Here is a 16,364-nt window from a genome sequence, read left to right as displayed (position 1 = left end):
TCGTTAGCCGGCGCAGGCACTCCCCAACGTCGGTTCGACCTGTGCGCGCAACGGTGTTAGGAAATCAAGAACAGAATGGAAAAACTGGCACAAGCAGGCCGGGAGCCTTGTCAACCCGCGACGGTAGAAATAATGATCGATTATTGACATGTACCACGTGTTAATGACTTGATTAAGATCACGACTTCCGTGCAGTTTGAATTAGTGAACGCAATAAAATTGTCGAAGAATCATCTAGCGGCCTGATCAGGGCGTATTTTTAAAACTGTTTCGAGCTACGCAGGCCATGTAAACCAAATCCGAGTTTTTCCGGCCTGTAGATCACAGCCAATAGCCCCGCCATGGCTTTCGACAATCTGTTTAACAATCGTCAGCCCCAGGCCTGTACCACCGTCTGCGGACGAACCTGACGCTCCCCCCCGCTCGTAACGCTGGAAGATGTCGATGCCAGGATCGATAGACGTGGCCGAATCGTTGGTGATCTCGACGCGAATCGCCATCGGTTGCCTCGCGGCAAGGACTTGGATGTTGCCGCCGACCGGCGAGTATCGCCAGGCATTTTCCAACAAGTTGGTCAAGACCTGCGCGAGCTGCTCCGCATCGGCACGGATTTCCACCGCAGCCGCCTCCAGTTGCTTCACAACATGCAATTGCTTCTGCGCGAATTTGAGTTGATACAACTGCAAGGACTGTAATACAGCATCGTCGAGTCGCAGGGTAGTGATCCGTAGACCGCCGTGAGCCGCCTGTGCCCGAGCTTCTTGCAATAAATTATCCGCCAAACTCACCAGCCGCAGCGTTTCATCATGCAACGACGAAAAGATTTCTTGATGGGGTTCAATCACCGCATCGGTCAGTGCTTCGAGATAGCCACGAATATTTGTCAAAGGGGTGCGCAGCTCATGCGCAAGGTTGGTGACCATCTCTTTACGGAGCCGTTCCGTGCGCGCGAGGCTATCGACCATTTGATTGAACGTCCGCGCCAGATCGCTGACTTCGCCACAATTGCTCTCGTCGATCCGCACCGAATAATCGCCGGCGGTAATTTGCTTCGCACCATTCATGACCAATTGGAGTGGGCGAATCGAGCGATACGTAAGCCAGGAACTCAGCCCTACCGAAACCACGCACGCCGCCAAGCACGCTCCCACGAGATAGCGCTCCACGGCGGCCAAAAACATGGCATGCACTTCGCTGGGATCGATGTCATACTCTTCAACAAGGGTCATGAAATAATCGGCGGCCAGCGCGCGCAGCGCGACATCCACAATCGCCACCACGATCAGTACCGAGATGACGTTAATCAGCACGAGTTTCCAGATCAGCCGCAGCTTCATGATCCTAACTCACTGCGCCGGTCGGCAAATCGGTATCCCGTGCCGCGCACGGTGATGATGTATTTTGGGTCCGCGGGATCAGCTTCGATTTTTTGCCGCAATTTACCCACGTGAACATCCACCACGCGATCAACCACCGATTCGCCGCGAGGATAAAGCCGAGTGATGATTTCATCCCTCTGAAACACGCGCCCGGGAGTCGACATCAGCGTCAAGAGCAAGGTATACTCGATAGGCGTTAATTCCACCGACTCACCGTCCAAGCTTACGCGCCGTTTCGTCGTATCAAGGACGAGTGCACCGTGAGTAAGAACATCGCTTGCCGCGTCATAAACATTCACGGCTCGTGTGCGCCGCAAAATCCCCTTAATCCGAGCCACAACCTCACGGGGACTAAAGGGTTTGAGGACGTAATCATCGGCCCCTAGTCCCAGGCCCAGCAGCCGATCACTTTCGTCATCTCGGGCCGTGAGAAACAGCACGGGCACTTCGGAATGCTGACGGATTTCGCGACAGACTTCCCAGCCATCTTTATGGGGCAGCATCACATCAAGCACGACAAAATCAGGGTTCCGCCTGCGATGCTGATCAATCGCCTGTTGGCCATCGTAAGCGGCAATCGTCTGGTAACCTTCCCGTTCTAGGTAAACCGCCAGCAAGTTCGATGTCTTCAAATCGTCTTCCGCCAGCAGAATCAACGGCAATTTCGTCGCAGTCATGTCGCAATCCGAGTTGAGGCTTTGGGCAAGAATATTATTGTAAACTTAATGCTTGTTGGCTGCTTGCGGCATGGAGTTATCATAAGTTCACGGCCCACTTTACCAAATCTTTACGCAATCGTTACAAGATCAGCACCAGCTCTTCCTAAGATTTCCTGATTCCGATGCCGTGTCGGAAAGCAACTTGTCAGGACGCGAAACGTCGCCTGGCGTTGCTGGCAGTCTTACCACAGTTATGGAGAAGAAAATAATGCGTACTCTATTGATGTTGGTCCTGGGAATGATCTTCAGCATGATTTTAACCCCGACAGCGATGTGTCAAACGACGGCCGCTCCCAAAATGGAAAAAGCCATGATGCAAAAGCCTATGATGGACAAGAAAATGATGGATGAAGGCTTGATGATGGCCAAAAAGGAAATGATGGGCATGATGGCCGACGACAAAATGGCCAGCGACAAAATGACCATGATGATGGCGCGCGAAATGATGATCCAGGAAATGATGATGGACAAACCAATGATGATGGCCATGAAAAACGACATGGCGATGGAAATGGAAAAGAAACCTCAGGCCGACAAAATGATGGCTGATAAACTCATGGCTGCCAAAACCAAAATGATGAATGACAAGGCATTCATGATGTCCTTGATGCAGGAAGTGATGGTGCGCCAAATGGTCACCAGCAAAATGGAGATGATGCACGGCGAAGCCCTGGTGGCCAAGTAGCTCTTTGAGACTTGTGTGGTATCTTTATGAACCCCGTGAACATGTTGCTTGCCCGGCCCAGGGGTTGCTCCCCTGGGCATACCTTCCTTTATCGCAAGGGCATATTGATTATTTGCTGTCGTTTCCCACTTTAAGAGACACTCACATGAGTGATGACAACCAAGACAAAATTACACCTCCCGAACTCTATTTCAATCGCCGCGCGTTGCTCCGCTCTGGGGCTTTACTGGGGACCGCTGCGGGTACGGCGTTGCTCTATCGACTGCTCAAGGGCACGCCCATGCAAACGATTGAGACCCGGGAGCTACCGCAAGTTGTTGCCGCTCAAGATACTCCCCCAGCGAGCGGATTCTTCGTTGATGAGCCAAAAACGTCGTTCGAGTCGATCACCAACTACAACAATTTTTACGAATTCACCACCAACAAAATGGACGTCGCTCGGCTGGCCGCGGACTTCAAGACCGATGGCTGGCAACTCGCTGTGGAGGGCCTAGTCAATAAACCTCAAGTGTTCGGACTTGATGATTTGGGCCAATTTGGTCCTCCCGAAGAACGCGTCTATCGTATGCGGTGCGTTGAAGCTTGGTCGATGGTCATCCCGTGGGCTGGCTTCCCGTTGGCAAAATTGCTCGCAGCCGTCGAGCCGCTGCCCACCGCCAAGTACGTGGCATTTGAAACATTGCTCGCCCCCGACCGCATGCCCGGGCAAAAAACCGCTGTCCTCGAGTGGCCCTATATTGAAGGCTTGCGTTTGGACGAGGCCATGCACCCGCTCACCATCTTGGCCACCGGACTTTATGGTCGGGAACTACCGCCGCAGGATGGTGCCCCGATTCGCTTGGTCGTCCCCTGGAAATACGGTTTCAAGGGAATCAAGTCGATTGTCAAGATTTCATTGGTCGCCGACCAACCCGTCACCTCGTGGAATCGTTATGGACCGGATGAGTATGGGTTCTACGCCAACGTGAATCCAGCTGTGGACCACCCGCGCTGGAGTCAGGCCACTGAACAACGCATCGGCGAATCAGGCCGCCGCAATACTCTTCCCTTCAATGGCTATGCCGACCAAGTCGCTCATCTCTACGAAGGGATGGACTTGAGTACCAATTTTTAGAAACGTGTATCTTTGATCGACCGTTTATGAGCAAAGCGAAATTCTACAAAACTCTGGTTTGGGTCAATGGCGCGATTCCTGGCTTAATACTGGCCTGGGATGCCTATCACGGACGCTTGGGCGCTAATGCCGTGAACGATGCGCTGCGCACCACGGGACTACTCGCGCTCATCTTTTTCATGCTCTCACTTCTTGTGACCCCTCTGAGGCGTGTCACCAAGTGGAACGAATTGCTGGCAGTCAGACGCCCGTTGGGCTTGTGGGGGTTTTATTATGTCTGCATCCACCTAGCGATTTATGTCGGCCTCGATCGAGCCTTGAATCTCACCAGCACCTTGCAAGAAATCCTGTCGCGGCGGTATCTGCAAGTCGGCTTTGCGGCCGTGGTTTTGTTGACGCCGCTCGCAATTACTTCCAGCGATTCCATGGTCCGGCGACTCGGCGGCAAACGCTGGAAACTCCTCCATCGCTTGGCCTATCTCGCAATTGCCTTGGGAGTATTACACTATTATTTGCTCGTGAAATCCGACGTCCGCCAACCGCTCGCCTTCGCGGGGCTACTCGGCTTGCTGCTGGGATCGCGCTTCGTTTTGCACTATCGCGATCTCCGTCAGGCAGCCCAACAAAAGCCGAAATCCGTGACCTCCCCAGCTCCGCTCAAACGCTCATTTTGGAAAGGCGAACTCCGCGTTGCTCGGATTTTCTCGGAAACATCCGAAGTTCGCACCTTTCGACTCGTTGCGGTCGACGGCGGTCCGCTCCCCTTCGACTACCAACCAGGACAATACCTGACTCTCGAACAACAGATCGAGGGCCGTCGCGTAATCAGATGTTACACCATTGCCTCGGCCCCCTCGCGCTCCCGCTATTGTGAGATCAGCGTGAAACGCGAGCCATTTGGTACCTCCTCGCGGAATTTGCATGACCACGTTCGCGAAGGCGATCGCCTCAAAGTCTCCGCACCGGCGGGTCATTTTGTCTTCGATGGAAAGGGTTGCGAGCGAGTCGTATTGATTGCCGGAGGAGTTGGCATCACGCCTTTGATGTCAATGACCCGCTACCTCACTGATTCCTGCTGGCCCGGCAGAATCGACTTTCTCATTGCCGCGCGCACTCCCGACGCCATTATCTTCCATGAAGAGCTGAAACATTTGTCGGCCCGCTTTCCGAATCTACATGTACACATCATTCTCTCGGCCGCCGAGGCCGATCCCGCTTGGACCGGCGAATGTGGCCGCCTCAATCGCATGGTACTCGAAAAATGGGTGGACGATTGGCGAACGCCACTGGTGCATCTCTGCGGCCCGCAACCGATGATGACTGGGGTGACCGAGTCGCTAGTCAGCATGGGGGTCACTCGTGAGCGGATCAAAACCGAAGCTTTCGTTTCGCCAGCGGTCGATTCGCCACTCGTTGATGTTACCAAACCAATAATAAAGAATGGCGATGTCACAATGGTTGCCGAAGACGCTGGTATCCACTTCCAGCGATCTTCTAAATCAGGCCGTATTACCAAGAATGTGACGGTCCTCGAAGCGGCGGAAGAAATCGGCGTCGATCTCCCCTTCGAGTGCCGCAGCGGGGTTTGCGGCCAGTGCAAAACCAAACTTTCCTTGGGCAGGGTCAAGATGAACGCCGAAGATGCGTTACTAGAGAGCGAAAAGCAAGCTGGCTTTATCCTCGCCTGCCAAGCGTATGCGTTGGAAGATTTGTCCTTGGAAGCATGAAGTAAATAGGTAAGAGCACTTGAGGTTGCGATTAAACAGAATCTGAAAAAATGCGTTGAGCACTTAATTGTGTCATCACATCCGCGTTGCCGAAGGCCAGCAACTTGCGATCAGGGCTGAATGCGATGCAGCCGACCTAAATTGATTCCCTTGAGTATATAGATATATCGAATGGTTGAGGGGCGCTAGATGATCAAGGTCTTGCCTGACCTTATGGAGCCAGGAACTTTCCATCCGGGCTAACTTAGACGTTGAGTCTTTCCCAATGCGGGATCCGTTACTTTATCGGGAAAGGTCAAGAAAGCAAAATTTCGCGCCTTGTCATCTGAAAACACAGGTCTATTTTTAATGTCTGTCGACCGTTAGGTTTTTGGAAATCTCATGTGAGACCTTCGACAGCTTTGACCGTCATCGGCGAGTTTCCGTACCCCTCATTAACAAAGTGCGTAAGGAGGGCGTGTCCTGCATCGGCTAGCGCGTTTTAGCATCCCGTCGCAGCTGACGTTTAGTCCGGTCCTATGATATCGTGTCGGCTTCGTTTACAAACAGAGAAACCGGTCATAGGTGCGTGCCCCACTTCTGAGGAGGGTATTAATCCTGCATCCTCATTTAGTCCCGCTTCGTCATTCCCGGGTAGGCGGAGATTCAGGATTTGACGGTGCTCTCTGGACTCCCGCCTGCGCGGGAATGACAGGAATCACCAACGGCAAGAAACTCCCCGAGCGGAAGCCTTCCAGGTCGATCGTTACAAACCGGAAGCCGAACTCGCGTAAGCGTGTGGCAATCTTTGTGCGCAATTCTGTATCGGCGAGCCGCGCGATTTCATCAGCCGCGACTTCCAGCCTTGCGAGCTCGTCGTGATGGCAACGCACTCGCACCCCCGTGAAACCTAACTCCTTGAGCAACGCTTCGGCTGCATCGATGCGTGCTAAACGTTCGGGCGTGATTTCGAGCCCGTACACCACGCGGCTGGATAAGCAGGGCGAGGCGGGCTTGTCCCACACTTCAAGTTGCCAGTCGAGAGCCAGTTGCCTAACTCCTTGCTTATCGATGCCGCATTCGACAAGCGGACTGAGTACGCCCTGCTCCGCCGCGGCTTGCAAGCCGGGTCGAAAGTCGCCGAGGTCATCGCGGTTCGTGCCATTGGCGATTTGTGTCATGCCTAACTTTTGGGCCAATCCGCGGATTTGCGAATAGAGCTCGTTCTTGCAGTGCCAACATCGCGACGGGGCATTGGCCAAATAGCCGGGGTCGCTGAGTTCGTCGGTGTTGATGATTTCATGGCGAATGCCGATGGCCGCGGCAATGCGGCGCGCGGCTTCGAGTTCCCCCGTGGCGAGGCTCGCACTCACGCCCGTGACGGCGACGGCACGATCCCCTAACGCAACCTGGGCGGCTTTAGCCACGACCGCGCTATCGACGCCGCCTGAAAATGCGACGAGGCAATCAGGCAGCTTGGCGAGAAACTCGACCAGTTGATCTTGGGAAGCAGACGACATGGATTCAGTCATTTGTGTGCGATGCACTGGCAAAGACTGAATTCTAGTGCCCAGTGAGATCGCGGACCACTGGTTCCATGATCTTGGTGTTTCGCTCGATGGCGAGAATCACGGTTCGCTGCTCGACACCGTCGCAGGAACTGGCGACGATCGGAATCACTTGCCGCAGTTCGGGGAGTTTGATCTTAGCCGAAAATGTGCCGTCGGGACGGACCTGCACCGGCGCACCTTTGAGTGTCACGTGTGAATGTTTATTGGTAGCACCGTAGATGATGACTTCGGCATCGACGGCAAGCGCCATGCTTTCATCCTCTTGGAGCAATGCTGCCGCACCGTTGCCAAAGCGTGTGTGCATCGGCGAACCCAGCGGCCGGCGGAGACGTTCTTCGAGCAATTCTTGCAATTCGCGGCTTGTCCCTTGGGGAGAATAACCGCCGCTCATGGCGTAGATCATGTCGGCATTTTGGGCGACGTCGGACCAATTTTCGTCGACCGCGTCGCTAGAACCCGCGGGCGGAGTTTGCACGGAGTTGCTGCGAGCGAGCGCATAAAACATGCCGTCGGCAGAGAGATAGCCGATCTCCATGCGAAAGCTGCAAGGTGGTTCGTTGACGTCGACGTACCAATTCGACACGCCGCCGTGAATCGTAATGTCGCGTTCGATTTTCGAGGTGCCGGCTTCCATGATGCGAATCACTCGCAAGGTCGGCTGCGCCGTATGCCAGCGGGGTCCCATGGCGACTTGCGCCCGATCGACGCTGCGCTGCGAGAGATCCCAACAGGCATGTAGCCAATAGGGATCGCGGACCATCACGACCAAGCGGTCGTCTTTCACTTCGCTGGATATGGGCTTGGCTGAGTGGGCGAGGTTTTTGAGATTTGCGAGCTTTTGATGCAGCTGTTCCAAACTCTTGCGGACATGCGCGGGAGTTTGTGTGCCGAGCTGCACGTCGCGTCCGTTGGTGGCATGCCCATTGCCCGGCTGCCGTGTTTCGAGATTCCGTTTACGTGCAATCACCACCAAGGCGTCGATCAATTCTTCTTTTTTCATCGAATGCCAACCGGCCACGCCATTTTGACGAGCCATTTGGGCCAAGTCCTTTGCGGTGCGGGAGCGCAATGCAGCAGCAGTCATATCGCAAAACCCCTGCGTTCTCGAACGCGATTACTCTCGAAGCTGATGGATACGGATAGAACATCCGTGTGAGAGACGCCGAATCAGAATGCGGCGGTGGAAAGTCTGGCGACATCCAGCCGAATTGCCGTGCGGATTGTTGTTTGGCGTTCCATGACCAAACGAGAGCTTTGCAGAAATCTGGCCCGCCTTTGTTGAGAGTCGGCAATTCCCGCAAAACCCATACTACCCTTAAATTACGGAATTGCAAGCTTTTTGCTGCCATTTTGCGTCGTAAATCGTTATCGGGCGGGAGCTTGCAACAAATGGCCGCTGGTAAGTTGTTACTAAGCTTGTTTCCGACCCTGCTTGTCGACGTAAGCCCTTATGCGCATTTCCGAGAATATCTCATAACCATCTATGCAATAAAGAGTTATGAAAACACAAACTAATTTGTGAAAAAATTCACGAATACCCCTTTGCGCCTTTCTGAACTGTAATTAGATTAATCAAGTCCGCGAGGGATGAAGTCTTGGGCTGGAGGTCTGTGGCTCATTCTAAGCGGTCCGATTCTTTCGAGCGCAACCTCTACAGGCATTTCAAAGCGATGTCATTGCGGCCCCCAGTTGGTCAAGATGACGCTGCTCAAGATAATGGCGACGCTTCCGACGGACGTTCGGCCACGGCGAGAGCCTCCGAATGGGCGTCGCGGATCATGACCATCTCCTTGGAAATGGTTCTGCCGGGACTGGCGGGTTATTGGTTGGATAAGAGGACAGGAACACTACCCTTGTTTCTGCTCCTGGGCTTTGCGGTGGGGGGGTATTTGGCCTTCAAGCAGTTGAAGGTAATTGCCCAGTCTGCCCCGAAGTATAAGGCTAAGAATCGGTCAGATTTGCGCTAACGATCTTTAACATTTTTTTGGTGAACCAGAAAGTCATCCCGTGACTCAGCAAGCCCCCAGTTGGCCGACCAGCAACTCGGATAACAGCTTGGTCGCCTGCGCTAATAGCTTTGTCGCGTCCGCGATGATCTTAATCCTGTCGCTTGTTGGTTTCACCCTGCTTTGCCTGCCGCTTGCGATTTGGTTGGGTGGCAACGGAGTCGAGGCCCTGCTCTCCGCGACCGGTGTATGCATTACCCCCGGGCTCGCGGCCCTCACGATTTCTCATTATTTCGCTCAGCGCGGCCAGCAAATGGCCGGCGTATTGCTCGCGATGGGATGCCGGCTATTGCCACCCTTGGTGATGTGCATCTGGCTGGCTCTACAGAAGAATGGCCCGCAAGGTCAAGTGTTTGCCGGCTTCTTGATCATGGCCTATTTGGTTTCGTTGGCTGTCGAGACATTTCTCTCGGTACGCTCGATCACCCCGTCTCACAACAGTGGAAAGATTGAGCTGCAATAGGTTTTACTATGGCCAATCCCTTACATCCCAACGAACTATTCGGGCACGTCGAAGACTCGACATCCTTCCATTTGCCGCGTGCGTTCACTTCGCACGACGACCATGGGCATATTGAGCTTCCCCAACCTCTGGCTCCTGATGAGCCGCTCTTCGAGATGCACACGGGCAATGCCCTGCTCGATGACACGATCAAACCACTCGACTTGCGACTGACCAAGTTCATGGTTTTGGAAGTCATCATTGCTTTGATTATCTGCGTGTTGTTCATCGTGTTGGCGATGCGAATCAAAGGGGGCAAGGTTCCCAAGGGCAAGTTGTGGAATTTGCTTGAAGTCTTCTTGCTTTATATCCGAAACCAAATTGCCCGGCCTTGCATCGGCGATCACGATGCCGACCGGTTTGTTCCGTTCCTGTGGACGATGTTTTTCTTTGTCCTGGGCTGTAATCTGATGGGGATGATCCCCTGGATGGGTTCTCCCACGGGAGCTTTAGCCACGACCGGCGCTCTCGCACTCACGACATTTCTCGTGGTATGCGGTTCGAGCATCAAGCAATTTGGCTTCTTCGGATTCTTGAAGGCTCAAGTCCCTCACATGGATCTCCCCAAGCCAATTGCGATTGGCTTGGTTCCGCTGATCTTCGTGATTGAAATTCTGGGCTTATTTATAAAGCACTGTGTGTTGGCCGTTCGTCTTTTGGCGAACATGATGGCCGGCCACGTGGTGTTGTCGGTGGTGATGGCGTTTATCGCGGCTAGTGCCGTGGCGGGCCAAGCGATCTGGGGTGGCGTCACTGCCGCCAGCGTTTTGGGTGCCACTGCCCTGAGTTTACTCGAACTGTTTGTGGCCTTTTTGCAGGCTTATATTTTTACCTTTTTGTCGGCCTTGTTTATCGGAGCGGCGGTCCACCCGCACTAACGATTGACAAACCGGCTTACCCGTAATCGTTCCACTTTTTGCTTAGTCGAAGGAGACATTAACGTGATCAAGTTGGCGAAAATGATGGTGTTTTGTTTGGCGTTGGTATTTATGGCCAGCCCAGCCATGGCTCAAGAAGAAACTGAAGGCGCCGCTGTGGTTGCTCCCGCTGGTTTCAGCCTGAATCCTGGTGCCGCGTTTGGTGCAGGTTTGGTGATCATCGGTGCCGCCATGGGCATCGGCAAGATTGGCAGCAACGCCGTTGAGAGCATGGCTCGTCAGCCCGAAGCTGCTGGCAACATTCAAACCGCGATGATTATCGCCGCCGCTCTTATCGAGGGTGCGACGTTCTTCGCGTTGATCGTTTGTATGTTGTTCAACAACTAGTTTTGGCCGTGGCCAGTGGGGTCACGTGCCGCTGTGGAAACTGCGACAGGTGTTGCGCATGAACATTCGTCAATTTGGCTTTGTTGTATTCTTGGGTTTGACCCTGATGGGTTGGCTTGCCAACACGTCGGTCTGCCAGGCTCAAGGCGATGATCACGCGGCTGAAACTGCCGAGCACGGTGACGCGCATGGGGGAGAGCATGGCGGGAATCCCAATCCACTGGCGATTGATCCCGACCTAGCGATCTGGACCGGCGTGGTGTTCTTGCTGCTCTTTGGCATCTTGAGCACGTTTGCTTGGCCGACCATTTCGGCGGCACTCACCGAGCGTGAGCAATCGGTTCGTAACAACCTGGCCGAAGCGGCGGCAAAGCACGAGGAAGCTAAGCAAATGCTCGTGCAGTACGAGGCCAAGTTGGCCAGTGCCGCCAACGAAGTCCGTGCGTTGTTGGAAGAAGCCCGTCGCGATGCCGAGCATACTAAGACGGAAATCTTGGCCGAGGCCAAAACGCTGGCGGATGCCGAACGGGATCGGGCGCTGAAAGACGTGGAACGGGCGGCCGATCTCGCGATGAAAAACATCGCCGAGACGATTGCCAACCAAGCCGTCGATTTGGCTGGCAAAGTGGTGAGTCGGAATCTCACTTCCGAGCAGCATTCCCAATTGGTGCGCGACGCCCTGACGACCTTGGCTGCCAGCAATAACTAAGTGAGAGCTATGAGCGACTCCGTAACCCAACACTTCGCGCAAGAATCGGTTTTCGACGTTGACGTCGAAAAGCTGGCGAAGGTGTACGCTCAGGCTGGCCTGAACTCGGCGGGTGATTCTCAAGCTCAGCAGAGTTTGATGGATGAGCTCAACGCTGTTGTTACTGAGGTGCTCAACAAGTTTCCGGACTTGGAAAAGGTGTTTGCCTCGGTGCTGGTCTCCAACGACGACAAGCTAGGCATCTTGGATCGTGTGTTTGCGAATCAATTGTCGGCGAATTCTCTCAACTTTTTGAAGGTAATCGCTCGGCACGGTCGGTTGGGTGTGTTGCGGCAGATTATTCGCAATGCGAATGCACTGTGGACAATCCGCAAGAATCAAGTCGCGGTGACGCTCGAGTTTGCTCATCCGGTTGAGGAATCGCTTCAAAAGGAAATGATCGAGCGACTTGCCAAGAAGCTCGCGGCTGAGCCTTTGGTGACCGTGAAGATCAACCCCGAGCTGATCGGTGGCTTTGTGGTTCGCACGGGGGATCGCGTGCTGGATGCTTCGACGCGGTCGAATTTGGAACGAGCACGCCAAGCGATGATCGCGCGTGCGGTCGAGATGATTCAGCAACGCCCCGAGCAGTTTTACCAAGAGTCCGGGGCCTAATGGCTTCGACGACTAACTAAGCAAAACATTAAAAGCAAAAAGAAATATCCGGGAGTGCTTCGATGAAGTTCAATAGCGACGAAATCGCTTCAGTGATCCAAAAAGAGATCGAGCAATTCTCGACACACATCGACGTCCGCGACGTTGGCCGCGTGTTGGAAGTGGGCGACGGTATCGCTCAGGTTTACGGCCTATCCGGTGTAATGGCGGGTGAAATGGTCGAGTTCGCCAGCGGCGTGCGAGGCTTGGCGTTCAACCTCGAAGAGAACTCCGTGGGTGTGATTATCCTCGGCGATTATCTGAACATCAACGAAGGCGAAGAAGTTCGCAGCACGGGAACCTTGTTGAGCGTCCCCGTGGGTGACGAGCTCTTGGGCCGTGTGGTCGATCCGCTGGGTAACCCGCTCGACGGCAAAGGTCCCATCGTGACCAGCAAACGTCGTCCCGTGGAAGTGATCGCCGCGGGCGTGTCGGAACGTCAGCCGGTGCACGAGCCGCTGCAAACCGGTATCAAGGCCATCGACGCGATGACCCCGATTGGTCGTGGTCAACGCGAATTGATCATCGGCGACCGTAAGACAGGCAAGACCGCAATCGCCATCGACGCGATCATCAACCAACGCGACTCAGGCGTGAAGTGCTTCTATGTCGCCATCGGCCAAAAGGAATCGACCGTGGCCGGCGTGATCGAGAGGCTCCGTGAAACTGGCGCCATGGATTACACCACTGTGATCGTCGCCGGTGCCAGCGCCCCTGCCCCGCTGCAATATGTTGCCCCTTACTCCGGCACGGCGATGGCCGAAGAGTACATGTTCAACGGCGGTCACGCCTTGGTCGTGTACGACGACTTGAGCAAGCAAGCCGTGGCCTATCGCGAATTGTCGCTGTTGATGCGTCGTCCGCCGGGTCGCGAAGCGTTCCCCGGCGACGTGTTCTACTGCCATAGCCGTTTGCTGGAGCGTTCCTGTAAGCTTTCGGCAGCGTTGGGTGGTGGTTCGATTACCTCGCTGCCGATCATCGAAACGCTCGAAGGCGAAGTTTCGGCCTACATTCCCACGAACGTGATTTCAATTACCGACGGTCAGATTTATCTGCAACCGGACTTGTTCTTCGCCGGCGTGAAGCCCGCTATGAACGCTGGTATCTCGGTGTCGCGCGTGGGTGGTGCCGCTCAAATCAAGGCCATGAAGAAAGTGGCCGGTGGTCTGCGTTTGGACCTCGCTGCGTTCCGCGAACTCGAAGCGTTCGCCCAGTTGGGTACCGAACTCGATCCCGCGACTCAAGCTCGTTTGGATCGCGGTTACCGCATGGTGGAATTGCTCAAGCAGGGCCAATACAGGCCGCTCAACGTGATTGACCAGGTGCTGGTGATCTTCGCCGGTACGCGTGGTTATCTCGACAAGTTGCCGACCGACCGCGTGGCCGAGTGGGAAGACAAGTTCCTGAAGTTTATGTCCGATCAAAAGTCGGAAATTCGCAAGGAACTGGCCGAGAAGAAAGATCTCGACGACGCGTTAACCGCCAAAATTCGCGCCGCGATCGACGAATTCAACACGCAATTCGTCGGTGTGACCGAACACGCGACCGTGACAGTATAAGACCTGCGATTCGTTGAATCGCGGCTAGGATTTCGCAAACCGTTTTCAAGCACTAAACATGGCCAATCCCAGAGAACTCGATAAACGCCGCAAGTCGGTTCGCAACATCCGCAAGATCACGCGGACGATGGAACTGATCGCGACGGCGCGCTTCAAGAAAGCGATGGATCGAGCAGCTGCGGCCACCGCCTACACCGATCGCATCACGAAGTTGGTGGCCGACCTGACCAAAACGGGTCTCCAAGTGAGCCACCCGCTGCTGGAGCAACGCGACGAGGTGAACAACGCCACGTTGTTGGTGCTGACGGCTAATCGTGGGTTGTGCGGTGGTTTCAACGGCAATTTGATTCGCGCCGGTCTCGAGCGGTGGAGTGGACTACGAGCCGAAGTGCCTCAGTGTCGGTTGGAACTCTCTGGCAAACGCGGTATCGCGGGCTTTAAGTTCCGTGGTTATCAAGCGGACCACACTTACACGCATTTTGAAGATAAGCCATCGTTCGACGAAGTTGAACTACTCGCCAATCGCTATCTCGAAGAATACATCACGGGCAAGCTGGATAGGCTCGACGTGGTGTACATGAAATACGAAAGCATCGCCCGTCAAAAAGTGGCGGTCGAGACATTGCTGCCGCTTGGCTCGCTGGCTGCGAGTGTCGAAGACGATGCCTCGCAAAACACCGGGCCGCAGTACGAATTTCTGCCTTCTCCAGAAAGCATTTTGGAAGAGGTCGTTCCCACGAGTTTCAAGGTGAAGCTGTTTAAGTGCTTCCTCGACTCGGCGGTGAGCGAGCAGATCGCCCGGATGGTCGCCATGAAGGGTGCCACCGAGAATGCTGGCGAATTGATTAAGAGTTTGAGCATGCAATACAACCGCGCACGACAAGGCCGGATCACGTCGGAATTGATGGACCTGATCGGCGGCGTTGAAGCGTTGAAATAGAACTGTTGGAGTTTAAGTTAGCCGCGACTCAACGAGTCGCCGGGAGAATTAGAAAAATCATGGCAACAGCTACCAAGAACATCGGCCATATTACCCAAGTGATCGGTTCGACCTTCGACGTCGAGTTCTCCGACGATTCGCTGCCGGCGATTTACAACGCCGTCCAAGTCGTGTCGGATAACAAGGGCGTGAAGATCAATCTCACGGGCGAAGTCCAACAGCAACTCGGCGGTGGCCGCGTGCGTTGCATCGCTTTGGGAAGCACCGATGGTTTGATTCGCGGCCAGGAATGCGTCGACACCGGCGGACCGGTGAGCGTTCCCGTTGGTGAAGCCACGCTGGGGCGCGTGTTCAATGTGTTGGGCGAAGCGGTCGACGGCCGTGGTCCGGTCGAAGCCGCAGAACGTTGGCCGATTCACCGCGAAGCTCCCAAATTGGATCAGCTCTCGACCAAAACCGAGTTGTTCGAAACTGGTATTAAAGTGATCGACCTATTAACCCCGTTCGTCCGCGGTGGTAAGGCCGGTCTGTTCGGTGGTGCCGGTCTTGGTAAGACGGTTATTCTCACCGAGTTGATTGCCCGTATCGCGTCGGCTCACGGTGGTTACTCGGTGTTTGCAGGCGTGGGTGAACGAACCCGTGAAGGAACCGACCTATGGCTGGAAATGCAGGAAGCCAAAATCGGCGATACCGGCCGTAGCGTTATCGATCAAACCTGCATGGTGTTCGGTCAGATGAACGAACCGCCGGGTGCCCGTCTCCGCGTGGCTTTGTCGGCTTTGACGATGGCTGAATACTTCCGCGATAAGACAGGTGCCGACACGCTGTTGTTCGTCGACAACATTTTCCGCTTTTCGCAAGCAGGTAGCGAAGTGTCGGCCCTCTTGGGCCGTATGCCTTCCGCGGTGGGTTATCAACCGACTCTCGCGAGCGAAATGGGTGCCTTGCAGGAACGTATCGCGTCGACCAGCAACGGAGCTATTACCTCGGTGCAAGCCGTATACGTGCCGGCGGACGACCCGACCGACCCTGCCCCGGCGACCGCCTTCGGCCAGTTGGACGCGTTCATTTATCTGGAACGTTCGATTTCGGAAAAGGGTATTTATCCTGCGGTGGATCCGCTCGCCTCATCGAGCCGTATTCTCGATCCGCAGTACGTCGGCGAGCGGCACTTCAACTGTGCCCGCCGCGTGCAGAAGACTTTGCAACGTTATCGCGAACTTCAAGACATCATCGCGATCCTCGGCGTCGACGAACTTTCCGAAGAAGACAAGTTGGTCGTGCACCGTGCCCGCCGTATCGAACGATTCCTGTCGCAACCGTTCCTCGTGGCCGAAGTTTTCACTGGCAAGCCAGGCGAAATCACGCCGCTTTCGGACACGATCCGCAGCTTCGAAGAAATCTGCGACGGCAAGTGGGATCACCTGTCGGAAGACGCTTTCATGTACGTCGGTGCCATCGAGCAAGCCGAAGCCCAATTTCACAAATTGCAGGCCAGCGCGAAAGCTAAGTAATC

At 54.8% G+C, this 16,364-nt stretch carries 16 protein-coding genes; 12 read left to right on the top strand and 4 right to left on the bottom strand.

The annotated features are described in order from the left end of the window. Nucleotides 1-275 precede the first annotated feature (275 nt). Together AC6T8Q_RS12765 and AC6T8Q_RS12760 are read right to left on the bottom strand one after the other, a co-directional pair. Nucleotides 276-1,337 carry a sensor histidine kinase gene (locus tag AC6T8Q_RS12765; protein ID WP_500679443.1) on the bottom strand — a complete coding sequence of 354 codons (1,062 nt, stop codon included), beginning with the start codon at nt 1,335-1,337 and terminating at the stop codon, nt 276-278. After that, nucleotides 1,334-2,056 carry a response regulator transcription factor gene (locus AC6T8Q_RS12760; protein ID WP_500679442.1) on the bottom strand — a complete coding sequence of 241 codons (723 nt, stop codon included), beginning with the start codon at nt 2,054-2,056 and terminating at the stop codon, nt 1,334-1,336. The genes AC6T8Q_RS12765 and AC6T8Q_RS12760 overlap by 4 nt, the downstream gene beginning before the upstream one ends. A 250-nt stretch (nt 2,057-2,306) precedes the next feature. On the opposite strand from AC6T8Q_RS12760, the gene AC6T8Q_RS12755 reads away from it, so the two are divergent. The 3 genes from AC6T8Q_RS12755 to msrQ all read left to right on the top strand — a co-directional run bounded on the left by AC6T8Q_RS12755 (nt 2,307) and on the right by msrQ (nt 5,624). Next, nucleotides 2,307-2,783 carry a hypothetical protein gene (locus AC6T8Q_RS12755; RefSeq protein WP_500679441.1) on the top strand — a complete coding sequence of 159 codons (477 nt, stop codon included), beginning with the start codon at nt 2,307-2,309 and terminating at the stop codon, nt 2,781-2,783. 145 nt (nt 2,784-2,928) lie between these two features. Then, a complete protein-coding gene (gene msrP, locus AC6T8Q_RS12750) occupies nt 2,929-3,897 on the top strand; it encodes a protein-methionine-sulfoxide reductase catalytic subunit MsrP (RefSeq protein WP_500679440.1) in 969 nt (322 codons plus the stop codon). Nucleotides 3,898-3,923: 26 nt separating this feature from the next. After that, on the top strand, nt 3,924-5,624 hold the full coding sequence (msrQ, locus tag AC6T8Q_RS12745; protein WP_500679439.1) for a protein-methionine-sulfoxide reductase heme-binding subunit MsrQ: 1,701 nt from the start codon (nt 3,924-3,926) through the stop codon (nt 5,622-5,624). Between the two features lie 623 nt (nt 5,625-6,247). Here msrQ and larE read toward each other — a convergent pair. Both larE and AC6T8Q_RS12735 read right to left on the bottom strand, forming a co-directional pair. Continuing rightward, a complete protein-coding gene (gene larE / locus AC6T8Q_RS12740) occupies nt 6,248-7,123 on the bottom strand; it encodes an ATP-dependent sacrificial sulfur transferase LarE (protein WP_500679438.1) in 876 nt (291 codons plus the stop codon). A 43-nt stretch (nt 7,124-7,166) separates the two neighbouring features. After that, a complete protein-coding gene (locus tag AC6T8Q_RS12735; protein ID WP_500679437.1) occupies nt 7,167-8,210 on the bottom strand; it encodes a DUF4912 domain-containing protein in 1,044 nt (347 codons plus the stop codon). 634 nt (nt 8,211-8,844) lie between these two features. Here AC6T8Q_RS12735 and AC6T8Q_RS12730 point away from each other — a divergent pair. The 9 genes from AC6T8Q_RS12730 (at nt 8,845) to atpD (ending at nt 16,362) form a co-directional block, all read left to right on the top strand. Beyond that, a complete protein-coding gene (locus AC6T8Q_RS12730) occupies nt 8,845-9,141 on the top strand; it encodes an AtpZ/AtpI family protein (protein WP_500679436.1) in 297 nt (98 codons plus the stop codon). Between the two features lie 40 nt (nt 9,142-9,181). Continuing rightward, nucleotides 9,182-9,643 (top strand): hypothetical protein, encoded by a 462-nt coding sequence (locus AC6T8Q_RS12725; RefSeq protein ID WP_500679435.1) that lies wholly within the window; start codon nt 9,182-9,184, stop codon nt 9,641-9,643. Nucleotides 9,644-9,651: 8 nt separating this feature from the next. After that, a complete protein-coding gene (gene atpB / locus AC6T8Q_RS12720; RefSeq protein WP_500679434.1) occupies nt 9,652-10,560 on the top strand; it encodes a F0F1 ATP synthase subunit A in 909 nt (302 codons plus the stop codon). 63 nt (nt 10,561-10,623) lie between these two features. Beyond that, entirely contained in the window at nt 10,624-10,947 is a 324-nt protein-coding gene (gene atpE / locus AC6T8Q_RS12715; protein WP_500679433.1) for an ATP synthase F0 subunit C, read from the top strand. Nucleotides 10,948-11,005: 58 nt separating this feature from the next. Then, the gene (locus tag AC6T8Q_RS12710) at nt 11,006-11,656 is read left to right on the top strand and encodes a F0F1 ATP synthase subunit B (protein WP_500679432.1); all 651 of its coding nucleotides are present in this window, start codon (nt 11,006-11,008) and stop codon (nt 11,654-11,656) included. Between the two features lie 9 nt (nt 11,657-11,665). After that, nucleotides 11,666-12,310 carry an ATP synthase F1 subunit delta gene (atpH, locus tag AC6T8Q_RS12705; protein WP_500679431.1) on the top strand — a complete coding sequence of 215 codons (645 nt, stop codon included), beginning with the start codon at nt 11,666-11,668 and terminating at the stop codon, nt 12,308-12,310. Between the two features lie 62 nt (nt 12,311-12,372). After that, nucleotides 12,373-13,908, top strand: a complete 1,536-nt coding sequence (gene atpA / locus AC6T8Q_RS12700) for a F0F1 ATP synthase subunit alpha (protein WP_500679430.1) — start codon at nt 12,373-12,375, stop codon at nt 13,906-13,908. Nucleotides 13,909-13,966: 58 nt separating this feature from the next. Beyond that, the gene (atpG, locus tag AC6T8Q_RS12695) at nt 13,967-14,848 is read left to right on the top strand and encodes an ATP synthase F1 subunit gamma (RefSeq protein WP_500679429.1); all 882 of its coding nucleotides are present in this window, start codon (nt 13,967-13,969) and stop codon (nt 14,846-14,848) included. 59 nt (nt 14,849-14,907) lie between these two features. Next, complete coding sequence (atpD, locus tag AC6T8Q_RS12690; RefSeq protein WP_500679428.1) at nt 14,908-16,362, top strand: F0F1 ATP synthase subunit beta; 1,455 nt, start codon at nt 14,908-14,910, stop codon at nt 16,360-16,362. Nucleotides 16,363-16,364: the final 2 nt, after the last annotated feature.

Source organism: Bythopirellula sp. (genome assembly GCF_041737835.1).
Taxonomy (GTDB): Bacteria; Planctomycetota; Planctomycetia; order Pirellulales; family Lacipirellulaceae; genus Bythopirellula.
The sequence above is the reverse complement of the archived record's forward strand: the minus strand, read 5'-3'. Positions and strand labels throughout refer to the sequence as shown.